Below are 22,298 nucleotides of genomic sequence, written 5' to 3'. Positions count from 1 at the left end.
GCCCGCAATCCGGGCACATAGAGAAGAATGGCGGTTGAGCTCCAAATGCGAATCATTTACATTCGTGGGCCAAACACATGGCCGTCCAAATCATCAATGAAATGCCCGACGCCGAGGTTCATCGAGGTGAACCGGTCCGGGCGTTCCTGCGCGAGCTGAATCTCCAGCGCTCCACCTCCGCGCCGAAGTCGCGCTGGTCGGGCCGCGCCATGATCCTCGCCGGAACGATTGCGATGCACGTGATCGCGCTGATTGCGTTCATGCAGATGCAGATGGCCCAGCACGCGAAGACAGATCCCGCGCCCATCATCGCCTCACTGATCGAAGCGCCCGCGGCGCCGGACGAGAAGCCGCCCGAATACACGCCGCCGCCGCTCAACGTCGTCTATTCGTTGCCGACTCCCATCGACCTCTCGATCGAAACGGAATCCATCACGATTCCCGAGCCGACTCCCACCACGACTTCGCCCACTCCCTCGACCGCGGCCCCGCCGATGATCGATTCGGTCGAATACGTGCGCGCGCCGCCGCCGGTGTATCCGCGCGAATCGCAGCGCAAGCGCGAACACGGCACCGTGGTGTTGCGCGTGCTGGTCGATGCGCTCGGGCGCCCGGCGCAGATCCAGATCGAACGCTCGAGCGGGCACGAACGCCTCGACAGCGCCGCGCGGGATGCGGTCGCGAAATTCCTGTTCCGGCCGTATGAAGTCAACGGCGTCGCGAAGCCCGCGCAGGTGCTCATTCCCATCGGATTCGAACCGCGCGCCAGCTGATCCTCCGCGGTTATGATTCACGGCAGTGGCTAACCAGCTCCTGACGGATTTCGACCTCGCGCCGCCGCCTTCCGGCGCGCGCCTCGCGGCATTGCGTTATTCGCGCCGTATCCGTGACCTCATCGAACTCGCGCGCCTGCACCGACCGATCGGCATCTGGTTGCTGCTGTGGCCGGTGTTGTGGGCGGTATGGATCGCCGGCGGTTCGCATCCGAGTCCCACGGTTGTCGTGATCTTCGTCCTCGGCACCGTCGCCATGCGCTCCGCCGGCTGCGTGATCAACGACCTGTTCGATCGCGACTTCGACCCGTTCGTGAAACGCACGCGCGACCGGCCGGTGGCGTCGCGCCGCATTTCGCCGGCCGAAGCCGTGGTGTGGTTCCTGGCGCTCATTGCCGTCGCGCTCGCGCTGGTGGTGCAGCTCGATCCCTTCACCATCTGGATGTCTCTGGTCGGCGCGTTTCTCGCGGTCACCTATCCACTGTTCAAACGCTTCTTTCCGCTGCCGCAGTTCTACCTGGGCGTGGCCTTCAGCTGGGGCGTGCCGATGGCCTTCAACGCGCAGAACGGCAACATCCCGCGCGTCGCGTGGATCATCTTTTTTGCCGGCATCATCTGGGCGGCCGTCTACGACACGATGTACGCCATGGTCGACCGTGACGACGATCTCAAGATCGGCGTGAAATCGAGCGCCATCGTGTTCGGCGACATGGACCGGCTCATCATCGGCATGCTGCAGGCGCTGATGTTGTTCGCGTTATACCTGGTCGGCACGAACATGGAGTTCGGCTACTGGTACAACGCGGGACTGGTCGGCGCCGCGGTGTTCTTCACCTGGCAGCAATGGTTGATCCGCAATCGTCAGCCCGAGGCCTGCTTCGCCGCGTTCCTCAACAACCAGTACGTAGGCCTCTCGATCTTCATCGGCATCCTGCTCGAGTACGCATTCCGGGCCGGCTGACGCGCCACGCGTGTGCGGCCCCGCTTGCCCACGATCACCAGCCCCAGCAAGCCGGCTGCAAACAGCGCGAACGTGCCGGGCTCGGGCACCGCCGTCTTGTATAGATAGACACCCATGGAAATTTCGCGCATGTCCACCGGCAGTTGACCGGTCAGCGTGAACGTGTCGGCGCTGGTGCTGGAGTCGAAGCCGGTGCTCGCATTGAAAACGATGCCGGCGTACAGATCGCGCGTCACACCGTTCATTACGTTCATGATTCCCGGGCCGATACCGAACTGGATGGTGGGTTCGAACGTGCCGAAGACGTTCGCGCCATATCCGGCGGCGGCAGAGAATGTGGCGGAAAAATCGTCGAGCGAACCGCTCGGCAAGCCGGCCACTTCATAAAAGAGATCGCGCACTTCGTTGCGCGACGCCCATCGATAACCCGTGACGTCGAGATCGCCCGAGAAGGCGCCCGTCGATGCGAGTGTTCCGGAACATTCGCCAGAAGCGGCGCTGCACACCGCGGCGATCTCGTCCCAGGAACGGTACCTGCTGTCGTTGAGGTCGAGCCACTCACGGCCCACGGAGTCCTGGTAGACAGGCATCGCGATGGCCGCGTTGCCAATCGCGCCCGACAAAAGCACCAGTAACCCGATTGCATTCCTTTGCATGGTCGTACCTCGCCTGATTGATTGAGCCCGCCCACCGAGGGGGAACGTGTATGACAATAAGCGCAGCGGGCGAACGACTGCGTTGTAGGACAGCACGGCGCAGGCCGGGCATGTGACCTGCATCACATATCCCGGGCGGCGGCGCCGGGGCGAAAGTTACAAAGCTGCGTGCCGCGTACGGATCGAGCGCGGTAACCCCGTTGCGGCAACTGCGCCGAGCGTACGGATCCGGTCCGTGCGTCGGCGTCTCAAGTAGTTAGCCGAATCATGGCATCGCCATGCCGCCGTTGACGTGCATGTTCTGGCCCGTGATGTAGCCACTGAGCGAAGCCGAGGCGAAGAACAGGAAAGCTCCCACGCAGTCCTGCGGCGTACCGACACGCCCGAGCGTCACCGCCTTGCGCATGACTTCCATCCGTTCCGGCGGCGTCGCATCGTGAAATGGCGTGGCGATGACGCCGGGCGACACCGTGTTCACGCGGATGCCGCGCGCGCCGAGATCGCGCGCCAGATGGCGCGTCAGGTTGTGGATGAAGGCTTTGCTCGAGGCGTAGACCGCCGAACCCGGGCCACCGCCGTCGAGTCCCGCGATCGAGCCCACGTTGATCACGGACGGCGCCGTGCTCTTTTCCAGCAGCGGGATCGCCGCGCGCACGGCGTGAATCACCGCGCGCACGTTCAGGTCGAATACCGAGTCGATCAATGCGTCGTCGATGTCCGCGAACGGCCGGCGCGTAATGAGCGAGCCGGCGTTGTTGATGAGGATGTCGAGGCCGCCCAACGCCTGCGCCGCTTCATTCACCAGCCGCTGCGGCGCGCCGCGTGCGGCCAGGTCCGCGCGCAACACGACGGCTTTCGCGCCGCGCGCCTCGACTTGCGCGGCGACCGCGCGTGCCTCGGCTTCGTGTTCTCGATAGTGGATGGCTACCGCACATCCTTGCGCCGCGAACGCAACCGCGGCGGCCGCGCCGATGCCGGTGCTCGCTCCCGTGATCAACACGCGTTTTCCCGCCAGGTCTTCGATCTTCAATTTCGTCCCCTCGAATGGTCGTCAGTCGATGAATGGTTCGACAATCTCGCACTCGCCGATCAGGAAGGCATCGGCGACCAGCTGCATTGGCCGCCAATCCACTTCGGATTTTCGCGCCTCGCACAACTCGAAGAAATGATCGTACAGGCGCGCGTATTCGCCGCGCAGATCACCCGGCTCCTGTGGCGCTCCGTCGATGGAGAACTTGCTGCCGCCCATGGCCAGCTTGAGCGCGCCCTGATCGGTATCGAGCTCGATGTCCCAGGTCTGGACGCCGGTGTAGCGAAAGTCGAACTCGGCTTCGATGGAGACGCCATCTTCGGTGCGCATTCGCAGATCGGCGGCGATCGGCGCCTGTTTGTTGGCTGGAAACTTGAGGCGCGCGGAGGTCACCAGCACTTCGGCCGACAGGATCCCGGTCAACATCGACAACGCGTTGATGCCGGGATCGAACACTCCGTAGCCACCGGCTTCCCAGATCCATTGCTGGCCTGGATGCCAGATACGCACGTCTTCCTTCCACACGATGCGGCCGCGTTTGAGCGTGCGTTTGCGCAGCCAGTCGCGCGCCGGGGCTACACCGGCTGCGAATCGCGAGTGCCAGCTCTGAAACAAAGTGGGCCCGAGTCGCGCGGCCTGTGCGGCGAGCAATGCGATCTCGCGCGTCGTCGTGGCCGGCGGTTTCTCGAGCAACACGTGTTTGCCGGCCTCGAGCGCGAGCGCCGCGGCGGAGAAATGCGCCTGGGGCGGCGTGCAGATGCTGATGCAGTCGATATCCGGGCGCGCAGACAGCATCGCGGGAAGATCGGTGAAGCTCGCGACGCCCTCGACGTGCGCATTGCGGCTGGCGCAGGCGACCAATTCGAAGCGCTCACTCGACTGCAGAACCGGGATGTGCTGATCCCGCGCGATTTTTCCGATGCCGAGCAGACCCACGCGCAGGCGCCGCATATCCCATCCCCTCAGAAATTGCCGTCGTAGTCGCGGAGAATCTACCCGCTGCCGCCGCACATCAGAAGCGTACGCGAATATGCGGAGCAGGACACGCAGCCGGGACTAGGCGCATGCGCCCCAAGTAGGCAACATGCCGGGGCGGCGCGCGATGCCGCACGAGGGGATCTTTCGGAAATGGGCAGGATTCTTCCGTCGCCTGCGGGCAGCAACTGATGGCGCACGGTGCCTTCATCGCGGGTGACTGGGGCACCAGCCAGTTGCGCCTGTATCTGTGTGATGCCGCCAACAAAGTGCTCGAGACGCGCGTGGCGCGCGGCGCGGCGGCGGCGCGCGGCGAACACGAGATCGTGCTCGACGGCGAGATCGCCGCCTGGGAAAGCTCCACAGGTCCGCTCCCGATCGTGTTGTGCGGCATGATCGGATCGAGCATCGGCTGGGTGCCGGCGCCCTATCTACCTGCGCCAGCCGATCCGCAGGGCCTGGCCGCCGCCTGCGTGAGCCTGCGCGCCGGACGCGTGCGCATCGTGCCGGGAGTGAGCTGCCGCAACCGGCTTGCGGCGCCGGACGTCATGCGCGGTGAAGAAACCCAGATTCTCGGCGCCCTGGTGCTCGACCCGCGCCTGCGTACGGGCCAGCACGTCTTCTGTCTGCCGGGCACTCACACCAAGTGGGTGGTGGTGCGGGACGGCGCCATCGTCGAGTTTCTCACGGCGCCGACCGGCGAGATCTTCGATCTGCTCAGCAAACACAGCGTGCTGGTGCGCGACGGCGCCGATGAGCGCCCGATGAACGACCAGGCCTTCGACGCCGCGTTGCAACGCGTACGCACGCAACCCGGCACTGAACTGCTGCACCGGCTGTTCGAAGTTCGCAGCCGCCGGCTGCTGTCGGAATTGCCGGCGGAAGATGCGGCCAGTTACATGTCGGGACTGCTGATCGGCAGTGACGTCGCCGGCGCGGCGCGCATTTTCGCGGACGAAATGACGGGCAATCCGGTCTATCTGATCGCCGCGCCGGGACTCATCCGTGCGTACTCGACTGCTTTGCGCGCCTTCGGGCTGACTCGCGGCGTCATCGATGGCGGCTCGGCCTCGATCGCGGGCCTCGGTGAAATATTCCGTCTGTCGCAGCCGGCAGGAGCGCAACGTGCCACACGCTGACACGGCCACTCCGATCGTCGCGATCCTGCGCGGCCTCACGCCGGATCGCGCCTCGTCCGTCGGCAGCGCGTTGCGAGGTGCCGGCATCCGTATCCTCGAGGTCCCGCTCAATTCTCCGGATCCATACAAGAGCATCGAGCTGCTCGCCGCGGAATCCGGCGGCGACTGCCTGGTGGGCGCCGGCACCGTGCTCAGCGTCGAGCAGGTCGAACGTACCTACACGGCCGGCGGCCGGCTGGTAGTTTCGCCAAACACGAATCCGCTGGTCATCCGTGCCGCGCTGGCGCGCGGCATGCAGGTGATGCCGGGTTTCGCCACCGCGAGCGAAGCGTTTGCCGCGGCGGAGGCGGGTGCGCAGATCCTCAAACTGTTTCCGGCCGCCACGTACGGGCCAAAACATCTGCGTGCGCTGCGCGAAGTGCTACCCGCCGGCACGAAGATCTATCCGGTAGGCGGCATCGGCGCGGCAGATGTCGGGCCCTGGCTCGACGCGGGCGCCGGCGGGTTCGGTTTCGGCTCGGAATTGTTCAAACCTCAGTTCACACTCGAAGAAATAACGGCGCGAGCCGCGCGGGTCGTCCAGGCCCTCGCGAAGCAACCGCTCTGACGTTCAGCGGCGATTTTTCCCCGGGGGGATCAACATGTCTCTATCCACTCTCGATATCGCGATCGTCGCGATCTACGCGGTTTTCATCTTCGTGCTCGCGCAATGGGTATCGCGCGAGAAGGGGCAACACCAGAAGAGCGCGCAGGATTACTTCCTCGCTTCGCGCGCGTTGCCCTGGTGGGCGATCGGCACATCGCTGATCGCGGCGAACATCTCGGCCGAACAGATCGTCGGCATGTCCGGCTCCGGCTACGTGATGGGTATGGCGATCGCCTCCTACGAATGGATGGCGGCGCTCACGCTGATCATCGTCGGCAAATGGATCCTGCCGGTGTTCCTCAAGAACGGCATCTACACGATGCCGGAATTCCTCGAGAAACGTTACAGCCCGGCGGTGCGCAACGTCATGGCGGTGTTCTGGCTCGCGCTGTACGTGTTCGTGAACCTCACGTCGATCCTGTGGCTGGGTTCGCTCGCGGTGAATGCGATTGCGGGCGTCGACCTGCAGGTTGCGATCACCGGCCTCGCGTTGTTCGCGCTGGTCTACGCGCTGTACGGCGGCTTGAAGGCGGTGGCGCTGACCGACATCGTGCAGGTGTCGCTGCTGGTGCTCGGCGGCATCATCATCACGTATATCTCGCTCGACAAGGTCGGCGATGGCGCAGGCGTCATCGCGGGTTTCCAGACGCTCACCACGAAGTACCCGGACAAGTTCGACATGATCCTGTCGCCCGACAACCCGCACTACAAGGACCTGCCGGGTCTCGCCGTGTTGTTAGGCGGCATGTGGATGATGAACGTGAGCTACTGGGGCTTCAATCAATACATCATCCAGCGCGGTCTCGCGGCCAAGAGCGTGAACGAGGCGCAGAAGGGCATCGTGCTCGCGGCGTTTCTCAAGTTGATCATGCCGGCAATCATCGTCATCCCCGGGATCGCCGCGCTGGTGCTGGTGCCCGGACTCGAGCGCACCGACCAGGCGTATCCGAGCCTCATGGCCATGCTGCCTACCGGCATCAAGGGCATCGTGTTCGCCGCGCTGGTGGCGGCGATCGTCGCGTCGACGGGCTCCAAGATCAATTCGATCGCGACCATCTTCACGATGGATCTGTATCGCGCCGCGCGGCCCGATACGGACCAGAAGACGCTGGTGTTCGTGGGCCGCATCGTCGCGGTGGTATCGGTGGTCATCGCGATCTTCATCACGAAGCCGTTCCTCAGCAATTTCGGACAGGGCTTCCAGTACATCCAGAACTTCACGGGTTTCGTCACGCCGGGCATCTGCGTGATCTTCCTGCTCGGCCTGTTCTGGGCGCGCACCACGGCAACCGCAGCGATGGTGTCGATGCTCGCGACGGTCGTGTTGTCCTGGGTATTCTACAAATACCTGCCGGACTATCCGTTCATGAACCGCGTGGGCTGGTGCTTCGTCGCCGGCATCGTGATCGCGGTGGTGATCTCGCTGATGACGCCGAAGAGCGAGGCGGCCATGCGTGTCGACATCCACAACGTCGATTTCTCGACCGGCACGTTCTTCAACGTCGCGGCGCTGATCGTGGTGGGTGTGCTCGCCGCGTTGTACGCGGTGTGGTGGTAATCGTGCGCGCGGCGGGACAACAAGGCACGGCGACTGGATAGGACTCACCGGTCCGCCGAATACGCCGTCCGGATAGTCAGACCGTCTCTTCGACGCCCAGCTCCTTGAGGATCGCGACGCGCAGGGCCTGCGCCTGCGGGCTCGACAGCTTGCGCGGATGCGCGAATGGCACGTCGAACGAGGCCTGAATGCGCGCCGGCCGCGGCGACAGCACCAGGATGCGATCGGCCACGTGAATCGCTTCCTCGACGTCGTGCGTGATCAGCATGACGGTGTGTTTTTCCTTCGCGAGGATGCGCAATAGTTCGTTCTGCATGCGCAGGCTCATCAACGCGTCGAGCGCCGAGAACGGCTCGTCCATGTAGAGGATCTCGGGCTTCACCACCAGCGCGCGCGCGATCTCCGCGCGCTTCAGCATGCCGCCGGAGAGTTCATGCGGATAGTTGTTCTCGAAACCCTTGAGGCCCACGAGCGCGGCGTATTCATCGGCCAGCGCGTCGCGGTTCGGCATTTCCTCGGGCAGGCCGAACAGCAGATTCTGTTTCACGGTGAGCCACGGGAACACCGAACCCTGTTGGGTGATCAGCACACCCTTCGGGTTCGGCTTCAGACGCGGCTTGCCGTCGACCAGCACCGCACCCGAATCCGGCGCGAGGAAGCCCGCCATGATGTTCATCAACGTCGTCTTGCCGCAGCCCGACGGGCCCACGATGGCGACGAACTCGCCGTCGCGCACGTCGATGTTGAGATCGTCGATGACCTCGAGCCGGCCCTTGTCGGCATCGAAGCCCTTGTGGACGTTCTGGATCCGGATCTTGTTGTTAGTGGGCATAACGCCACCGCACGATCTTCATGCTTTCGAGCAGCCTCATGATGCCGTCGAGCATGAGCCCGATCAGGCCGATGATGATCATGCCGGCGATCACCAGGTCGTAGCGGTTGCCGGCGTTGCGCGAGTCAATGATCAGGTAGCCCAGGCCCGAGCGCAGCGCGATCATTTCGGCGGCCACCACCACCAGCCAGGCGACGCCGAGGCCGATACGCATGCCGACGATGATGTCCGGCAGCGTCGCCGGGATCACCACCTGCAGGAAAAGCTTCTTGCGCGACACGCCGAAGTTCTCGGCCGCGCGCAGGTAACGTTTCTCGATGGTGTGCACGCCGGCGGTGGTCTGCACGATCATCGGAAACACCGAGGCGATGAAGATGAGGTAGATAGGCGAGGCGTTGCCCACGCCGAACCACAGGATCGCGATCGGGATCCACGCGATCGGCGAGATCGGCCGCAGGATCTGGAACAGCGGGTTCAGCGTGACGAATGCGCCGCGCACCCAACCCATCCACAGGCCGAGCGGAATCGCGAAGGCCACCGCGATGCCGAAGCCCGCGCCCACGCGCATCAGTGAAGCGCCGATGTGTTCCCACAAGGTGCCGTCTTCCGCGAGCTCCAGTGTGCCGGTCACGACGCCCCAGGGCGTCGGGAAAATCGCGCTTTTGGTAACCCAGACGGCGGCCCACCAGATGCCCACCACGGCCGCGATCACGACGATCGACGGCAGCGCCTGCTTTGGCCCCTTCATCTTGTTCTGTTCTCCCACCATTCTCGAAAACGCCAGTGGATCTTCGACCAGGGCATCACGGGTTCTTCTTCGACCAGGATCGTCATCTGCCCGCTGGCGTGCGCCGTGCAGGCAAAGTCGTAGCGCGAGGCTTTCTCGAACGGCAGCCGAAGACTCTGGCCGGGCATCATGATCGTCGGCCCGAACACCTGCGGCACGTCATCGAGATTGCGCAGCAGCAGCACATCGTTCAGGCCCAGCGTGAGCCGGATCTGCGATGGCAGGATCTCCACCTGGTCGCCCTTCATGCGGCGCGCATACGTGCCGTTCGGAATCTCGAACAATTCTTCGTGTGTCGGCAACGTGATGGGCGCGAAGCCGGCCCAGGCGAGTACAGCCACGGCCGCGCCGATCGGGGCCCAGGCGATGATCCCGACGCGCCTGCTCATTCACTCAGCAGGATCTTGAGGTCATTCACGAAATCGTCGGACGGATGGCCGTAGGGCATGACGGCGCGCAGGCCGCCTTTCCGGTCGATCAGGTAGATGGATGAAGAGTGGCCGATGGTGTAGCTGCCGTCGGCATTCATGTTCTTGACCGAGCTGATTCCCCAGCTCTTCTCGGCGGCGTCGATCTGTGCCCGTGTGCCCACGCCGCCGACGAATGTCGGATCGAAGCTGCCGAGGAATTTCTTCATCTGCGCCGCATCGTCGCGTTCCGGATCGACCGTGACGTAGACCACCTGCACGTCCGCGCCAGCCGTGCCGAGTTTCTTGCGCGCGCCGGCGAGCGTGGCCAGCGTGATTGGGCAGACCTCGCCGCAATTGCTGAACCCGAAGGCCACCAGCACGACCTTGCCGCGAAACCGCGCCAGCGTGACCGGTTTGCCGTCGGAGCCGGGCAGCGTGAGCTCCGGGGCGGGCATCACCGGGCTCAGCGTGCCGGCCTTGAAGAGATTCGCGGGCGGTGCGGCCAGCCGTGTCGGTTCGGCCGCGGCGGCGCAGGCGATACCAAACAACAATCCGCTGATGATGAGCCGCTTCACAGCGGAATCGTGGCGGACTTGGCCGCCTTCACGAAGCTGTCGTCGATGTAGGTTTCGTACGGAATGGCGTGCTTGATGGTGCCGGCTTCCATCGACAGCCTCATGAGGTCCTCGAACTCTTCGCGGATCATGCGCAGGTCGCCGTAGGTCACGCGATCGGTGGGATTCTCCATCACGAACTTCAGGATGTTGGGATCCTGGTTGAAGAACCCCTTGCCCGCCGCGATGGCCACGGCCTTGTTGCGGTTGTCCTGCTTCTGATCGAGCCACTCGCCGGCGCCCTGGATGGTGTTCACCAGGTCCTGCACCAGCGGGCGATTCTCCGCGATCAATTCCTCGCGCACCGTGAGGCAACAGCAGATGTAGTTGCGCCACTCGTCGCGAGTCATTTTCAGCACGCGCGCATATCCGGCACGCTGCGCGGCCGCACCGAACGGCTCGCCCGTGCAATACGCATCGACGGCCTTCGCATACAACGCCGCCGGCATGTCGGGCGGCGGCATCTCGACGATCTCGATGTCCTTCGGCGACATGTTCTCGCGCGCCAGCATTTTGCGCAGGAACAGGAAATCGACGGCAAAGCGGCTCGGGATCGCGATGCGTTTGCCCGCCAGCTCCGTGAAGTGCTGGTAGGTCGAATCCTCGCGCACCATGATCACGGCGCCCGAGCGATGACCCAGCGACACGATCTTCACCGGGATCTTCTTGTCGGCGAGGTCCATCACCAGCGGCGCCAGCATGTAGCCCGCCTGGATGCGGTTCGCCATCAGCGATTCCTTGATCTCGGGCCAGCCGCTGTACTTGCTGTACTCGTATTCGAACTGCGGTCCGCCCGGGTTGGCCTTGTTGATGGCGATCTTGGCGGAGCAGGAAACCGGCAGCGTGAGGTTGCAGGTAACCGGCAGTCCTCCCACCACGAGCGGTGCGCGTTTGGCTGCCTTGTCGCTCGAGCAGCCGAACATCGACAAAGGCAACGCCGCGGCGGCTGCGCCTTGCAGTAACTGACGTCGTCCGAGGAGATGCGCGCTCAAGAGGGGATGTCCCTGGCCGGTTGTACCGGTCTGTAACTTTCGTGCGCGGCAGCGTAGCCGACGAAAGCATAGCTTTCGACTATGAGTGCCGCGGCCACCGCAACTACAATCGGGCGTCCAGGCACCGGGGGAATTCATGGCTTTCATCAGCGCGGCCGACGCAGACAAGAATTCATATGACGTAATCGTGGTCGGTTCCGGTGCCGCGGGCGGCCAGACCGCCTACACCCTGACCATGGACGGCGCCAAAGTGCTGATGCTGGAGGCCGGGCGCAACTACCAGCCCGCCACCGAAACTCCCATGCTTCAGGCCAACGGCGAAGCGCCGTTGCGTGGCGCGGGGACGCCCGAGAAGCCGTTCGGCTTCTGGGATGCGACCGTCGACGGTGGTTGGCAGGTGCCCGGTGAGCCCTATTCCAGCGCATCGGACGACCCGGCGCGGCAATTCGTGTGGTGGCGCGCGCGCATGCTCGGCGGCCGCACCAATCACTGGGGCCGCATTTCCCTGCGCAACGGCCAGTACGACTTCAAGCCGCACTCGCGCGATGGGCTTGGATTCGACTGGCCGATGGACTACGCGGATCTCGCCCCGTACTACGACAAGGTCGAGATGCTGATCGGCGTGTACGGCGCGAACGATGGACTGGAGAACACGCCAAATTCCAGCCCTGGCGTCCTGCTGCCGCCGCCGAAGCCGCGCGTCAGCGACTTGCTCACCAGGCAACGCGCCGCGAAGCTCAACATCCCCGTGATTCCCGGCCATCGCGCGGTGCTCACGCAACGGCTCGATCACGTGCGTCTGCCGAAGCTGCTGCATCCCGGCAATGCCAAAGCGCAGAAGATCCTCGCCGCCGACATGCAGAAACGCGCGGCGTGTTTCTTCGCCACGCCCTGCGGCCGCGGCTGCTCGATCCGGGCTAACTACCAATCGACGACGGTGCACCTGCCGCCGGCGCTGGACACCGGCAACCTCGACATCGTCACCGATGCCATGGTGCGCGCGGTGACGAAACGCCCGGATGGCCGCGCCGAAGGCGTCATCTTCATCGACCGCAAGACCGGCGCGGAACATCGCGTGAAGGCGCGCGTGGTGGTGCTCGCGGCGAGTGCGCTCGAGTCGGTGCGCATCATGCTCAACTCGGGCGTCGCGAATTCGAGCGGCAAGGTCGGCAAATACATCATGGATACCGTGGGCGCCGGCATCGGCGGCCAGATTCCGTTGCTCGAGGACATGCCGCTGCACAACGAAGACGGCGTCGACGGTTTCCACTTGTACACGCCGTGGTGGCTGTACAAGGAACAGCTCGCGGGGAAACTCGGCTTCGCGCGCGGATATCACATCGAGTTCGGCGGCGGCCGGTCGATGCCCAGCATGGGTACGGCCGCGGGAATGGAATGGCTCAACGGGGGCACGTACGGCCGCAAGTTCAAGGAAGAGGCGCGGCGTTACTTCGGCTCGTTCATGTATTTCTCGGGACGCGGCGAGATGATCCCGAACGACGACTGCTACGCGGAGCTGCATCCCACGCAGAAGGACAAGTTCGGCATCCCGACGCTCAACTTCCACTGGAAGTGGTCGAAGCACGAGATCGGCCAGGCCGCGCACATGCAGACCACCTTCGCGGAAATCATCGACGCGATGGGCGGCCGCATGCCAAGCCCGCCGCAGCCCGGTGAAAAAGCCATCAAGCAGGGCGGCATCATCATTCATGAAGTCGGCGGCGCGATGATGGGCAACGACCCCGCCAAATCCGTCACCAACAGCTTCGGTCAGAGCTGGGACATGAAGAACCTGTTCATCACCGACGGCGCGACGCTGTGTTCGAACGCGGACAAGAACCCGACGCTCACCATCATGGCGCTCGCCTGGCGCGCGTCCGAACACATGCTGGGTCTCATGAAGAAGAAGGAGCTGTAAGCCATGGACCGTCGCACCACCATCAAGTGGATGTTCGCCGCCGCGGCCGCGATGCCTTCGCTGAAGACGTTCGGTTACACGCCCGCGAAACTCGCGCTCGACGTCGCGCCGAACCTGCCCGGCTACGGCACGGATCCCGATCTCGTCAAGGAATGGAAACCCGGCGGTCCGTGGCCGCTGACGCTCAGCGCGCCGGCGCGCGCGCTGGTGGCCGCGTTGTGCGATCTCATCATTCCCGCGGACGATGTCTCGCCCGCGGCCTCGTCGGTCGGTGTCGTCGATTTCATCGACGAATGGATCAGCGCGCCGTATCCGGAGCAACGCGCCGATCGCCAGATCGTGTTGCCAGGTCTCGTGTGGATCGACGCGGAAGCCGACAAACGTTTCGGCAAGCAATTCGCGGAGCTGAACGACGCGCAACGCAGCGCGATCGCCGATGACATCTGCCAGCCGGCGCACGCGGCTCCGCAGTTTCAGACCGCGGCCAATTTCTTTGCCACCTTCCGCGATCTGACGGCGGGCGGCTTCTACACGACGCCAGTCGGCATGAAGGACATCGGTTATACGGGGAACGTGCCGTTGGAAAGATTTGATGGCCCGCCGCTGGAAGCACTGAAGAAAGCAGGGCTGGCCTGAACCAGGCGCGCTCCGCGGCAACTTTCACAACGCCCTCGCCACGGCCCACACATCCACCTGCCTGACGCCCGCGGCCAGCAGGATTCGGCGCAGTTCGCTCATGGTGCTGCCCGTCGTGACCACGTCATCGACGATGGCCACGTGTCCGGCCTCTAACAACCTGCGCAGCGCGCGCCTGCCACCGACGGCGAACGCTTCGCGTACATTCCGATGGCGCTCGGCGCGGTCGAGCGAGGTTTGCGAAGGTGTGTTTCGCGTGCGCCGGACCGCACGGTTTGCACAGGGAATTTCGAGCATGCGGCCGGCGTAACGCGCCAGTGCAGCCGCCTGGTTGAAACCGCGCTCGCGCAGCCGCGCGATGTGCAGCGGGACGGGCACCAACAACCTGGGTAACGGCGCATCGCATTCGCATGCCGCCTGCGCCAGCAACACCCCGAGCACACGCGCGTTGGCGAGAGCACCCTGGTACTTCAGCCGGCGGATCAGATCGTCGACGGGGTATTCGAACCGGAACGCGAACAACTCGCCCGCGCTGCGCAAACCGTTCCAGGGAAGATCCGCGCGGCAGTAGCCGCACAGGTCCAGATCGAGCGACGCGCCCTCGAAGCGGCATAGGCAGCAACGCGGCGGAAACAGCGTGGCCGCCATGAGCCGTGCGAACTGGCGCGCGCCCGTCAACCGGAGCCGGCTCCAGCGGTTGACAATGAGTGGGCTGCTCCCGAACATGCAGCCAGCTTCGACGCGTGCCGGCTGGATGACCAGTCGGAAAAGCGATGTAAATCAATAGATATAGGGCTGGGCATGACCGACACGACGCGCCACGATTGGACCATCGACGAAGTCGGGCAGCTGTTCGCGCTGCCATTCGCCGACCTCATGTTCCGCGCCCAGGAAGTCCATCGCGCCCACCACCCGCACAACGCCGTGCAGATGAGCACGCTGCTTTCCATCAAGACCGGCGCCTGCCCCGAAGACTGCGCCTACTGCCCGCAGTCGGTTCGATACGAAACCGGGCTCGAGCGCGAGAAGCTCGTGCCGCTCGAAGAAGTGCGCACGCGCGCGCAGGCGGCGAAAGAGGCCGGTGCCACGCGGTTCTGCATGGGCGCGGCCTGGCGTTCGCCAAAGAAGAAAGACGTCGAAGCCGTCGCCGCGATGATTCGCGAAGTGCGCGCGCTCGGCATGGAAACCTGCGCGACGCTCGGCATGCTGACGCCCGATCAGGCGCACGAGCTCAAGGACGCCGGCCTCGACTACTACAACCACAACGTCGACACCTCGCCGGAGTTTTACGGCGAGATCATCACCACGCGCACGTACCAGGATCGTCTCGATACACTCGCCGCCGTGCGCGACGCGGGCCTCAATGTCTGCTGTGGCGGCATCGTGGGCATGGGCGAAACCACGCGCGATCGTGCGTCGATGCTCGCGACGCTCGCGAATCTTCCCCAGCATCCCGAGAGCGTGCCGATCAACCAGCTGGTGCGCGTGCCGGGCACGCCGCTGGCTGGCGCCGCCGCGGTGGATCCGTTCGATTTCGTGCGCACGATCGCCGTCGCACGCGTGGTGATGCCGAAGGCTTTCGTGCGTCTGTCCGCAGGCCGCGAAGTGATGGCCGACGAACTGCAGGCGCTGTGTTTCCTGGCCGGCGCCAATTCCATTTTCTACGGCGAGAAGCTGCTGACCACGGGCAATCCGGACGTCGCGCGCGATCGCGCCTTGCTCACGCGTCTTGGGATCGAGCCGCTGGTGCCGCCGGGCCTCGCCGCGCGCGCCGAAGCTGCGCTCGAACAGGAAGACGAAGAGCACGTGCACGGCCCCGGCTGCTCGCACGCCGCGCCGCGGCCAGGTGCGGCATGCAACGCGACCCGGCAGCGCTGAAGGCGGCGCTCGACGACCTCGAGCAGCGCAACCTGAAACGCACGCGCCGGCTGATGCCGCGCGCGGATCTGGTCAACTTCTGCAGTAACGACTACCTCGGGCTCAGCAATCATCCCGACGTTCTGCGCGCCTTCGTCAATGCCGCGAACGAGCACGGCGTGGGCAGCGGCGCTTCACATCTCGTCACCGGTCATGGCCGCGAACACCAGGCGCTCGAAGAGGAACTGGCCGCGTTCACCGGGCGCAAAAAAGCGCTGGTGTTCTCCACCGGCTACATGGCCAACACCGGCGTGATTAGCGCATTAGCGGATCAAACAGCCACCATAGTGGCGGACAAGCTCAATCATGCGTCACTGATCGATGGTGCCCGCCTGACGCGCGCGCACTCCTTGCGGTACCGACATAGCGACGCGAGCCACGCACACGAGCTCCTGGCCGCGCTGGATGAATCCATCGAAACGCGCCTGCTGATCACCGACGGCGTGTTCAGCATGGACGGCGACCTTGCGCCGCTGCCAGCGCTCGCGCAGCACGCGCGCGCCGCCGGCGCATGGTTGATCGTCGACGATGCGCACGGACTCGGGGTGCTCGGGCGAACCGGCCGCGGCGCCTGCGAACACTTCGGCTTGAACAGTGACGACGTGCCCGTGCTCATCGGCACGTTCGGCAAGGCCTTCGGCACTTTTGGCGCCTTCGTCGCGGGCGACGCCGACCTCATAGAATTCCTGCTGCAGAAATCGCGCACCTACATCTACACCACGGCATTGCCGCCGGCCGTCGCCGCGGCCACGCGGGCTGCGTTGCGCGTGAGCGAACGTGAATCCTGGCGGCGCGAGAAGGCGTTGGCGCTCGCAGCGCGATTCCGCAAAGGCTTGCACGCGCTCGACGTGTCCAGCGAGCCGCGTTCGCGGGACCCCCTGCCCGGCACCACCATCGTTCCGGTCATCCTGGGCGAAGCCGCGCGCGCATTGGCCGCGAGCACAGCGCTCGAAACCAGGGGCTTTCTCGTCAGCGCGATCCGCCCGCCGACGGTGCCCGCGGGCACGGCGCGATTGCGCGTCACATTCTCCGCTGCGCATGAAGAACCGCAGGTCGATGCGTTGATCGCGGCGTTGGCGCAGGCGTTGAAGCCGTGAGCGCTCGCGATCCGCGCGAGGTGTTCTCGCTCGATCGCCGCGCGGTCGCCACGGCGTTCGATCGCGCCAGCGCGAGTTACGACGCGGCGGCGGCATTGCAGGAACGCGTGCGCAACGAATTGCTCGGCCGTCTCGATGAATTGAAAGTCGAGCCGCAAACCATCCTCGATCTCGGTGCCGGCACCGGGCACGCGTCGCGCGCGCTGAAACGCCGCTATCCCAAGGCACTGACCGTCGCGGTCGACATCGCACCCGGCATGCTGGTGCGCGCGAAGGCGCAGTCGCGCTGGCTGCGGCGTTTCGAGCGCGTGCGCGCCGATGCGTATGCGCTGCCGTTTCGCGACGCGAGCCTGGACCTCGTTTTCAGCAGCCTGATGCTGCAGTGGTGCGACGATCTCGCGGCCGTATTCACCGAGCTCGCGCGCGTGCTCAAGCCCGGCGGACTGTTGCTGTTCAGCACCTTCGGCCCGGGCACGCTGGCCGAGCTGCGCGATGCCTGGGCCGCGGCCGACGGCCAGCCGAACCACGTGAATCACTTCTTCGATCCGCCCGTGATCGGCAGCGCGCTCATGCAGGCGGGGCTGGCCGAGCCCGTGCTCGATGTCGACCGCATCGTGGTCCACTACCCGGATGCGATCGCGCTGATGCGCGAGCTCAAGGCCATCGGCGCCCACAACGTCACCCACGGGCGTACCCGCGGGCTCACGAGCCGCCGCCGTCTGGCGGCCATGACGGCGGCGTACGAAACCCTGCGCCGCGACGGCAAACTACCCGCGACGTACGAAGTCATCCACGCGGTCAGCTGGGGCGCGGAGCGCCGCGAGCCTGAAAATGAAGGCTTTCCGCGCGAGGCGTTCATCAGCCCGGATTCGATCCGCCGGCGTGGCGCATGAGCCCGACTGACAAGATGCCCGCGGGGTTCTTCATCACCGGCACCGACACCGGTGTGGGCAAGACGCTGGTCGCGGTTGCGCTGACGCGCGCGCTGGTCGCGCGCGGCTTGCGCACCGCCGTGATGAAGCCGGTCGCGGCCGGCGGCGTGCGCACACCCGAGGGTTTCTTCAACGACGATGCGCTCGAGTTGTTAGCCGCGAGCAACGTCAAGGCACCGTACGAGGATGTGAATCCATGGATGTTGTCGGTGCCGGCGTCGCCGCACCTGGCGGCGCGCGCGGATGGCGTGTCGATCCGGCACGAACGCATCGCCGCCGCGCTGGTTCGTCTCAAGACCTCATCTGACCTGGTGCTCGTGGAAGGCGCGGGCGGCTGGCACGCGCCGATCTCCGCCACCGAAACCATGGCCGATGTCGCCGGCAGACTGGCCCTGCCGGTGGTGCTCGTGGTCGGCATCCGCCTGGGCTGCCTGAATCACGCGTTGCTGACCCGCGAAGCGCTGCGCGCGCGCGGCATGGTTTTCGCGGGATGGATCGCGAACAAGCTGGCCGTCGAGATGCCGCTGGCGAACGCGAATATCGACACGCTGAGCAGCCGTTTTGGCGCGCGCCCGCTCGCCGTGGTGCCCGCCGGAACCCGTGCCGGACCCGTTCCCATCTCCGGCGTTCATTCATGGGCGGACGAAGTGGCGGAAAGACTCCTAAGTCCTTGAGTGCACCGGCAAATTCGCTGGTATAGTCGCGCCCCGTGCCAGCCGCCGCCCGCCACATCGACCTTGCCCCGCATTGCTCGCTGAGTCCGCGCGGCGCGGTGGTCTTCTTCGGCGCGGTCTGCGCAGGAACGTTCGGAGTCGCCGGGGTCGTAACAGTGCTGGGTTTCTGGCCCGTGTTGCCTTTCGCGGGCGCCGAAATGCTGCTGCTGGGCTGGGCACTCAAGGCGAACATGGCGCGCCGGTTCGAAACCGAGAGCATCGACATTTCGGAAACCGAAATCGTCATCGAGTACGCGCGCGGCACGCCGCAACGAGTTGTGTTCCCGCGCCACTGGGCACGGGTTAAAATCCGCCGCCCGAAATCGCCCCTCCACCGCGGCCAGCTCGTGATCGAATCGCACGGCCGGGCAGTCGAGGTAGGGAAGTTTCTGACAGAGGAGGAGCGTCGCCAGCTGGCAGCCGAATTACGGCGCCTGGTTGGCGGCATGAACCAGTCGCCGGCATTGCCGTCGCCGTGTTCGCCGGATCAGTTTTCTTGAGGTCATCGATGAGCTTTCACATGAAGAACGCCAAAGCGCGCCGTGGTTTACAGGCCGCCGTCGCATCCCTGTTCGCTGTCCTTGCATCCGTTGCACACGCCGACTGGGGCGGGCTCAACATGCACGAAGGCGTCACCATCCTGAGCCGCAAGATCTACGGCCTGCACATGACCATCTTCTGGTGGTGCGTGGCGATCGGCGTGGTCGTCTTCGGCGTGATGATCTATTCGCTGGTGAAGTTCCGGAAGTCGCAGGGAGCGCAGGCCGACACGACGCTGGTCCACAGCACCAAGGTCGAAATCATCTGGACCATCATTCCGATCGGCATCCTGGTGCTGATGGCGGTACCTACCGCCAAGACGCTCATCGAAATCGAAGACATGGGCAACGTGGGCCTCAACATCAAGGTCACGGGTTACCAGTGGAAGTGGGAATACGAGTACCTCGGCCAGAATGTCAGCTTCTTCTCGACGCTCAAGCGCGACAGCAACCTGGCGCGCCAGCTCGGTTCGGGTGTCGATCCCAAGACCGTTCCTAACTACCTGCTCGACGTGGACAACCCGCTGGTGGTCCCGGCGGGCACCAAGATCCGCTTCCTGCTCACCGCGCAGGACGTGATCCACGCCTGGTGGGTGCCGGCCTTCGGCATGAAGAAGGACGCGATCCCGGGCTACATCAACGAAATCTGGGTGCAGGTCGACGCGGACAAGCTCGGCACGTACCGCGGCCAGTGCGCGGAGCTGTGCGGCCAGGATCACGGCTTCATGCCGATCGTGGTCGAGGTGAAGTCGCCGGCCGAATACGACGCGTGGCTGCGCGCCAAGCAGGCCGAACAGAAGCTCGCCGGCGTCGCGCCGAATGCAACGAGCGCAATCGCCTCGGCCGCGCCCGCCGCCGTCATCCAGCAATAAGTTTTCGACGAGAAGCACGCACATGGCACACGAACACACCGCCGACAATCACGACCACGCACACGACGACCATGCTCACGGCCCCGCCCATGGCTGGCGCCGCTGGGTGTACGCGACGAATCACAAGGACATCGGCACGATGTACCTCATCTTCGCCTGCGTGATGTTCTTCGTCGGCGGCCTGATGGCGATGATCATCCGCGCCGAACTGTTCAAGCCCGGCCTGCAGCTGGTCGAACCGCAGTTCTTCAATTCCATGACCACCATGCACGCGCTGGTCATGATCTTCGGCGCGGTCATGCCGGCCTGGACGGGTCTCGCGAACTGGATGATCCCGATGCAGGTGGGCGCGCCCGACATGGCGCTGCCGCGGCTCAACAACTTCTCGTTCTGGATCCTGCCGTTCGCGTTCACGCTGCTGCTCAGCACGTTGTTCGTCCCGGGCGGTTCGCCGGCCGGCGGCTGGACGTTGTATCCGCCGCTGTCGCTGCAGGGCGGCGACGGTTTCCCGATGGCCATCTTCGCCATCCACCTGATGGGTGCATCGTCGATCCTCGGATCCATCAACGTGGTCGTCACGATCATGAACATGCGCGCGCCGGGTGTCGGCCTGCTCAACATGCCGCTGTTCTGCTGGAGCTGGCTGATCACGGCCTATCTGTTGATCGCGACCATGCCGGTGCTCGCGGGCGCCGTCACCATGCTGCTGACCGACCACTTCTTCGGCACCAGCTTCTTCTCCGCTTCGGGCGGCGGCGACCCGGTGATGTTCCAGCACATCTTCTGGTTCTTCGGGCACCCCGAGGTGTACATCCTGATCTTGCCGGCCTTCGGCATCATCTCGGAGATCATCCCGACGTTCTCGCGCAAGCCGCTGTTCGGTTATGACGCGATGGTTTATGCGACGGCGGCGATCGCGTTCCTGTCGTTCATCGTGTGGGCCCACCACATGTTCACGGTGGGCATGCCGCTCGCCGGGCAGCTGTTCTTCACGCTGTCGACCATGATGATTTCGATTCCGACCGGCGTGAAAGTCTTCAACTGGACCGCGACGATGTGGAAGGGCTCGCTGAGCTTCGAAACGCCGATGCTGTTCGCGCTGTCGTTCCTGTTCCTGTTCACGATCGGCGGCTTCTCGGGCCTGATGCTCGCGATCGTGCCGGCCGACTTCCAGTATCACGACACGTACTTCGTCGTGGCTCACTTCCACTACGTGCTGGTGCCGGGCGCCGTGTTCGCCATCATGGCGGGCGTCTACTACTGGCTGCCCAAGTGGACCGGCAAGATGTACGACGAGAAGCTCGCCAAGTTGCATTTCTGGTTGTCGACCATCTTCGTGAACGTGTTGTTCTTCCCGCAGCACTTCCTCGGACTCGCCGGCATGCCGCGCCGCATCCCGGATTACTCCGTGCAGTTCGCGGACTGGAACATGGTGTCGTCGCTCGGCGCGTTCGGCTTCGGGCTCTCGCAGCTGCTGTTCCCGTGGATCATCTACAAGTGCGTGAAGGGTGGCGTGAAGGCCGAGGGCCGTTCGTGGGAAGGCGCGCACGGGCTCGAGTGGGAACTCAGCTCGCCGCCGCCGTACCACAGCTGGGATCCGCCGCCGTCACGTGAGCTGGTCGCGCGCGGCGTGCAGCACTGATGCACGCGAACGACGCCAACGCGGATCAACAACGCAAACGCGTGCGCCGCTCCGCCATCCTGTTGGGTGCCGTGGCGCTGTCGTTCTACGTGGCGTTCATCGTCATGTCGGTGATGCGTTCCTGATGGACCAGAACAAGAAGCTCACGTTGAAGCTCGCCGCGTTCGCGCTCGGCAGCTTTGCGTTCGGCTTCGCGCTGGTGCCGCTGTACGACGTGTTGTGCGACATCACCGGCTTCGGCGACCAGAGCCAGCTCGCGCGGGCGCGTATGGCCATCGATGCGCCCGACGATTCGCGCACCATTACCGTGGATTTCGTGGCCGATCTGCCGTCGGTGGGCAACTGGGAATTCCGGCCGACGGTCGCGTCGATGGATATCCATCCGGGCCGCTTGTACAAGACGGAATTCTTCGCGCACAACCTGACCGGTTTCGCGACCACCGCCCAGGCCGTGCCGAACATCGCGCCCGGCAAGGCGGCGGGCTATTTCCGCAAGACCGAATGTTTCTGCTTCACGCCGCAGAAGTTCGCCGTGAACGAGCAGCGGCCCATGGTCGTACGCTTCGTGGTCGATCCCGCGATCCCGCGCTCGGTCGACCGCATCACTCTTTCGTACACTTTCTATGATGAGTTCACGCGCGTGAGCTCTTTGAACTAGC

Annotated in this window: 25 protein-coding genes; 16 read left to right on the top strand and 9 right to left on the bottom strand. The window is 64.7% G+C overall.

The window, feature by feature from the left end; translation table 11 throughout:
• The first annotated feature begins 77 nt into the window (after positions 1 to 77).
• Both WDO72_10945 and ubiA read left to right on the top strand, forming a co-directional pair.
• Entirely contained in the window at positions 78 to 773 is a 696-nt protein-coding gene (locus WDO72_10945) for an energy transducer TonB (GenBank protein MEJ0086192.1), read from the top strand.
• Between the two features lie 25 nt (positions 774 to 798).
• Positions 799 to 1,734: a 4-hydroxybenzoate octaprenyltransferase gene (gene ubiA / locus WDO72_10940; protein MEJ0086191.1), complete on the top strand. Its 936-nt coding sequence runs from the start codon at positions 799 to 801 to the stop codon at positions 1,732 to 1,734.
• On the opposite strand, the gene WDO72_10935 is transcribed toward ubiA, so the two are convergent.
• The 3 genes from WDO72_10935 to WDO72_10925 form a co-directional block, all read right to left on the bottom strand.
• A complete protein-coding gene (locus WDO72_10935; GenBank protein ID MEJ0086190.1) occupies positions 1,635 to 2,390 on the bottom strand; it encodes a PEP-CTERM sorting domain-containing protein in 756 nt (251 codons plus the stop codon). The two genes, ubiA and WDO72_10935, sit on opposite strands and share 100 nt — an antisense overlap.
• A gap of 265 nt (positions 2,391 to 2,655) precedes the next feature.
• On the bottom strand, positions 2,656 to 3,420 hold the full coding sequence (locus tag WDO72_10930) for an SDR family oxidoreductase (GenBank protein ID MEJ0086189.1): 765 nt from the start codon (positions 3,418 to 3,420) through the stop codon (positions 2,656 to 2,658).
• Between the two features lie 21 nt (positions 3,421 to 3,441).
• Positions 3,442 to 4,371 (bottom strand): Gfo/Idh/MocA family oxidoreductase, encoded by a 930-nt coding sequence (locus WDO72_10925; GenBank protein ID MEJ0086188.1) that lies wholly within the window; start codon positions 4,369 to 4,371, stop codon positions 3,442 to 3,444.
• A gap of 215 nt (positions 4,372 to 4,586) precedes the next feature.
• Here WDO72_10925 and WDO72_10920 point away from each other — a divergent pair, with 215 nt between their 5' ends.
• From WDO72_10920 to WDO72_10910, 3 genes are read left to right on the top strand one after another with little or no spacing between them, the layout of a single operon-like run.
• Complete coding sequence (locus WDO72_10920) at positions 4,587 to 5,534, top strand: 2-dehydro-3-deoxygalactonokinase (GenBank protein MEJ0086187.1); 948 nt, start codon at positions 4,587 to 4,589, stop codon at positions 5,532 to 5,534.
• A complete protein-coding gene (locus tag WDO72_10915) occupies positions 5,521 to 6,141 on the top strand; it encodes a 2-dehydro-3-deoxy-6-phosphogalactonate aldolase (GenBank protein MEJ0086186.1) in 621 nt (206 codons plus the stop codon). The genes WDO72_10920 and WDO72_10915 overlap by 14 nt, the downstream gene beginning before the upstream one ends.
• 34 nt (positions 6,142 to 6,175) lie before the next feature.
• Complete coding sequence (locus tag WDO72_10910) at positions 6,176 to 7,738, top strand: sodium/sugar symporter (protein ID MEJ0086185.1); 1,563 nt, start codon at positions 6,176 to 6,178, stop codon at positions 7,736 to 7,738.
• Positions 7,739 to 7,814: 76 nt separating this feature from the next.
• On the opposite strand, the gene WDO72_10905 is transcribed toward WDO72_10910, so the two are convergent.
• The 5 genes from WDO72_10905 to WDO72_10885 are packed head-to-tail and all read right to left on the bottom strand — an operon-like array spanning position 7,815 to position 11,373.
• Entirely contained in the window at positions 7,815 to 8,570 is a 756-nt protein-coding gene (locus WDO72_10905; protein MEJ0086184.1) for an ABC transporter ATP-binding protein, read from the bottom strand.
• Positions 8,560 to 9,318: an ABC transporter permease gene (locus WDO72_10900; protein MEJ0086183.1), complete on the bottom strand. Its 759-nt coding sequence runs from the start codon at positions 9,316 to 9,318 to the stop codon at positions 8,560 to 8,562. Before WDO72_10900 ends, WDO72_10905 begins: the two co-directional genes overlap by 11 nt.
• Entirely contained in the window at positions 9,315 to 9,746 is a 432-nt protein-coding gene (locus tag WDO72_10895; GenBank protein ID MEJ0086182.1) for a hypothetical protein, read from the bottom strand. The genes WDO72_10900 and WDO72_10895 overlap by 4 nt, the downstream gene beginning before the upstream one ends.
• Positions 9,743 to 10,342 carry an SCO family protein gene (locus WDO72_10890; protein MEJ0086181.1) on the bottom strand — a complete coding sequence of 200 codons (600 nt, stop codon included), beginning with the start codon at positions 10,340 to 10,342 and terminating at the stop codon, positions 9,743 to 9,745. Before WDO72_10890 ends, WDO72_10895 begins: the two co-directional genes overlap by 4 nt.
• The gene (locus tag WDO72_10885; GenBank protein MEJ0086180.1) at positions 10,339 to 11,373 is read right to left on the bottom strand and encodes an ABC transporter substrate-binding protein; all 1,035 of its coding nucleotides are present in this window, start codon (positions 11,371 to 11,373) and stop codon (positions 10,339 to 10,341) included. The genes WDO72_10890 and WDO72_10885 overlap by 4 nt, the downstream gene beginning before the upstream one ends.
• A 136-nt stretch (positions 11,374 to 11,509) precedes the next feature.
• On the opposite strand from WDO72_10885, the gene WDO72_10880 reads away from it, so the two are divergent.
• Both WDO72_10880 and WDO72_10875 read left to right on the top strand, forming a co-directional pair.
• On the top strand, positions 11,510 to 13,291 hold the full coding sequence (locus WDO72_10880; protein ID MEJ0086179.1) for a GMC family oxidoreductase: 1,782 nt from the start codon (positions 11,510 to 11,512) through the stop codon (positions 13,289 to 13,291).
• A 3-nt stretch (positions 13,292 to 13,294) separates the two neighbouring features.
• Complete coding sequence (locus tag WDO72_10875) at positions 13,295 to 13,927, top strand: gluconate 2-dehydrogenase subunit 3 family protein (GenBank protein MEJ0086178.1); 633 nt, start codon at positions 13,295 to 13,297, stop codon at positions 13,925 to 13,927.
• A 24-nt stretch (positions 13,928 to 13,951) separates the two neighbouring features.
• On the opposite strand, the gene WDO72_10870 is transcribed toward WDO72_10875, so the two are convergent.
• Positions 13,952 to 14,653 (bottom strand): ComF family protein, encoded by a 702-nt coding sequence (locus WDO72_10870; GenBank protein MEJ0086177.1) that lies wholly within the window; start codon positions 14,651 to 14,653, stop codon positions 13,952 to 13,954.
• Between the two features lie 75 nt (positions 14,654 to 14,728).
• Between WDO72_10870 and bioB the strand changes: the two genes are divergently transcribed.
• The 9 genes from bioB to WDO72_10825 are packed head-to-tail and all read left to right on the top strand — an operon-like array spanning position 14,729 to position 22,297.
• Positions 14,729 to 15,805: a biotin synthase BioB gene (gene bioB, locus WDO72_10865; GenBank protein ID MEJ0086176.1), complete on the top strand. Its 1,077-nt coding sequence runs from the start codon at positions 14,729 to 14,731 to the stop codon at positions 15,803 to 15,805.
• Positions 15,781 to 16,941, top strand: a complete 1,161-nt coding sequence (gene bioF / locus WDO72_10860; GenBank protein MEJ0086175.1) for an 8-amino-7-oxononanoate synthase — start codon at positions 15,781 to 15,783, stop codon at positions 16,939 to 16,941. The genes bioB and bioF overlap by 25 nt, the downstream gene beginning before the upstream one ends.
• Positions 16,938 to 17,834 (top strand): malonyl-ACP O-methyltransferase BioC, encoded by an 897-nt coding sequence (gene bioC / locus WDO72_10855; GenBank protein ID MEJ0086174.1) that lies wholly within the window; start codon positions 16,938 to 16,940, stop codon positions 17,832 to 17,834. Before bioF ends, bioC begins: the two co-directional genes overlap by 4 nt.
• On the top strand, positions 17,831 to 18,547 hold the full coding sequence (bioD, locus tag WDO72_10850) for a dethiobiotin synthase (GenBank protein ID MEJ0086173.1): 717 nt from the start codon (positions 17,831 to 17,833) through the stop codon (positions 18,545 to 18,547). Before bioC ends, bioD begins: the two co-directional genes overlap by 4 nt.
• A gap of 35 nt (positions 18,548 to 18,582) precedes the next feature.
• Positions 18,583 to 19,086 (top strand): DUF2244 domain-containing protein, encoded by a 504-nt coding sequence (locus tag WDO72_10845; protein ID MEJ0086172.1) that lies wholly within the window; start codon positions 18,583 to 18,585, stop codon positions 19,084 to 19,086.
• 20 nt (positions 19,087 to 19,106) lie between these two features.
• Positions 19,107 to 19,997 (top strand): cytochrome c oxidase subunit II, encoded by an 891-nt coding sequence (gene coxB, locus WDO72_10840; GenBank protein MEJ0086171.1) that lies wholly within the window; start codon positions 19,107 to 19,109, stop codon positions 19,995 to 19,997.
• A gap of 22 nt (positions 19,998 to 20,019) precedes the next feature.
• Positions 20,020 to 21,639: a cytochrome c oxidase subunit I gene (ctaD, locus tag WDO72_10835; protein ID MEJ0086170.1), complete on the top strand. Its 1,620-nt coding sequence runs from the start codon at positions 20,020 to 20,022 to the stop codon at positions 21,637 to 21,639.
• Positions 21,639 to 21,764, top strand: a complete 126-nt coding sequence (locus tag WDO72_10830) for a hypothetical protein (protein ID MEJ0086169.1) — start codon at positions 21,639 to 21,641, stop codon at positions 21,762 to 21,764. The genes ctaD and WDO72_10830 overlap by 1 nt, the downstream gene beginning before the upstream one ends.
• Positions 21,764 to 22,297 (top strand): cytochrome c oxidase assembly protein, encoded by a 534-nt coding sequence (locus WDO72_10825; protein MEJ0086168.1) that lies wholly within the window; start codon positions 21,764 to 21,766, stop codon positions 22,295 to 22,297. Before WDO72_10830 ends, WDO72_10825 begins: the two co-directional genes overlap by 1 nt.
• The last annotated feature ends 1 nt before the right edge of the window (position 22,298 follow it).

The sequence above is a fragment of the Pseudomonadota bacterium genome (genome assembly GCA_037200975.1).
Classification (GTDB): Bacteria; Pseudomonadota; Gammaproteobacteria; order Steroidobacterales; family Steroidobacteraceae; genus CADEED01.
Note: the sequence above shows the minus strand (reverse complement) of the source record. Positions and strands in the feature narration are given on the sequence as shown.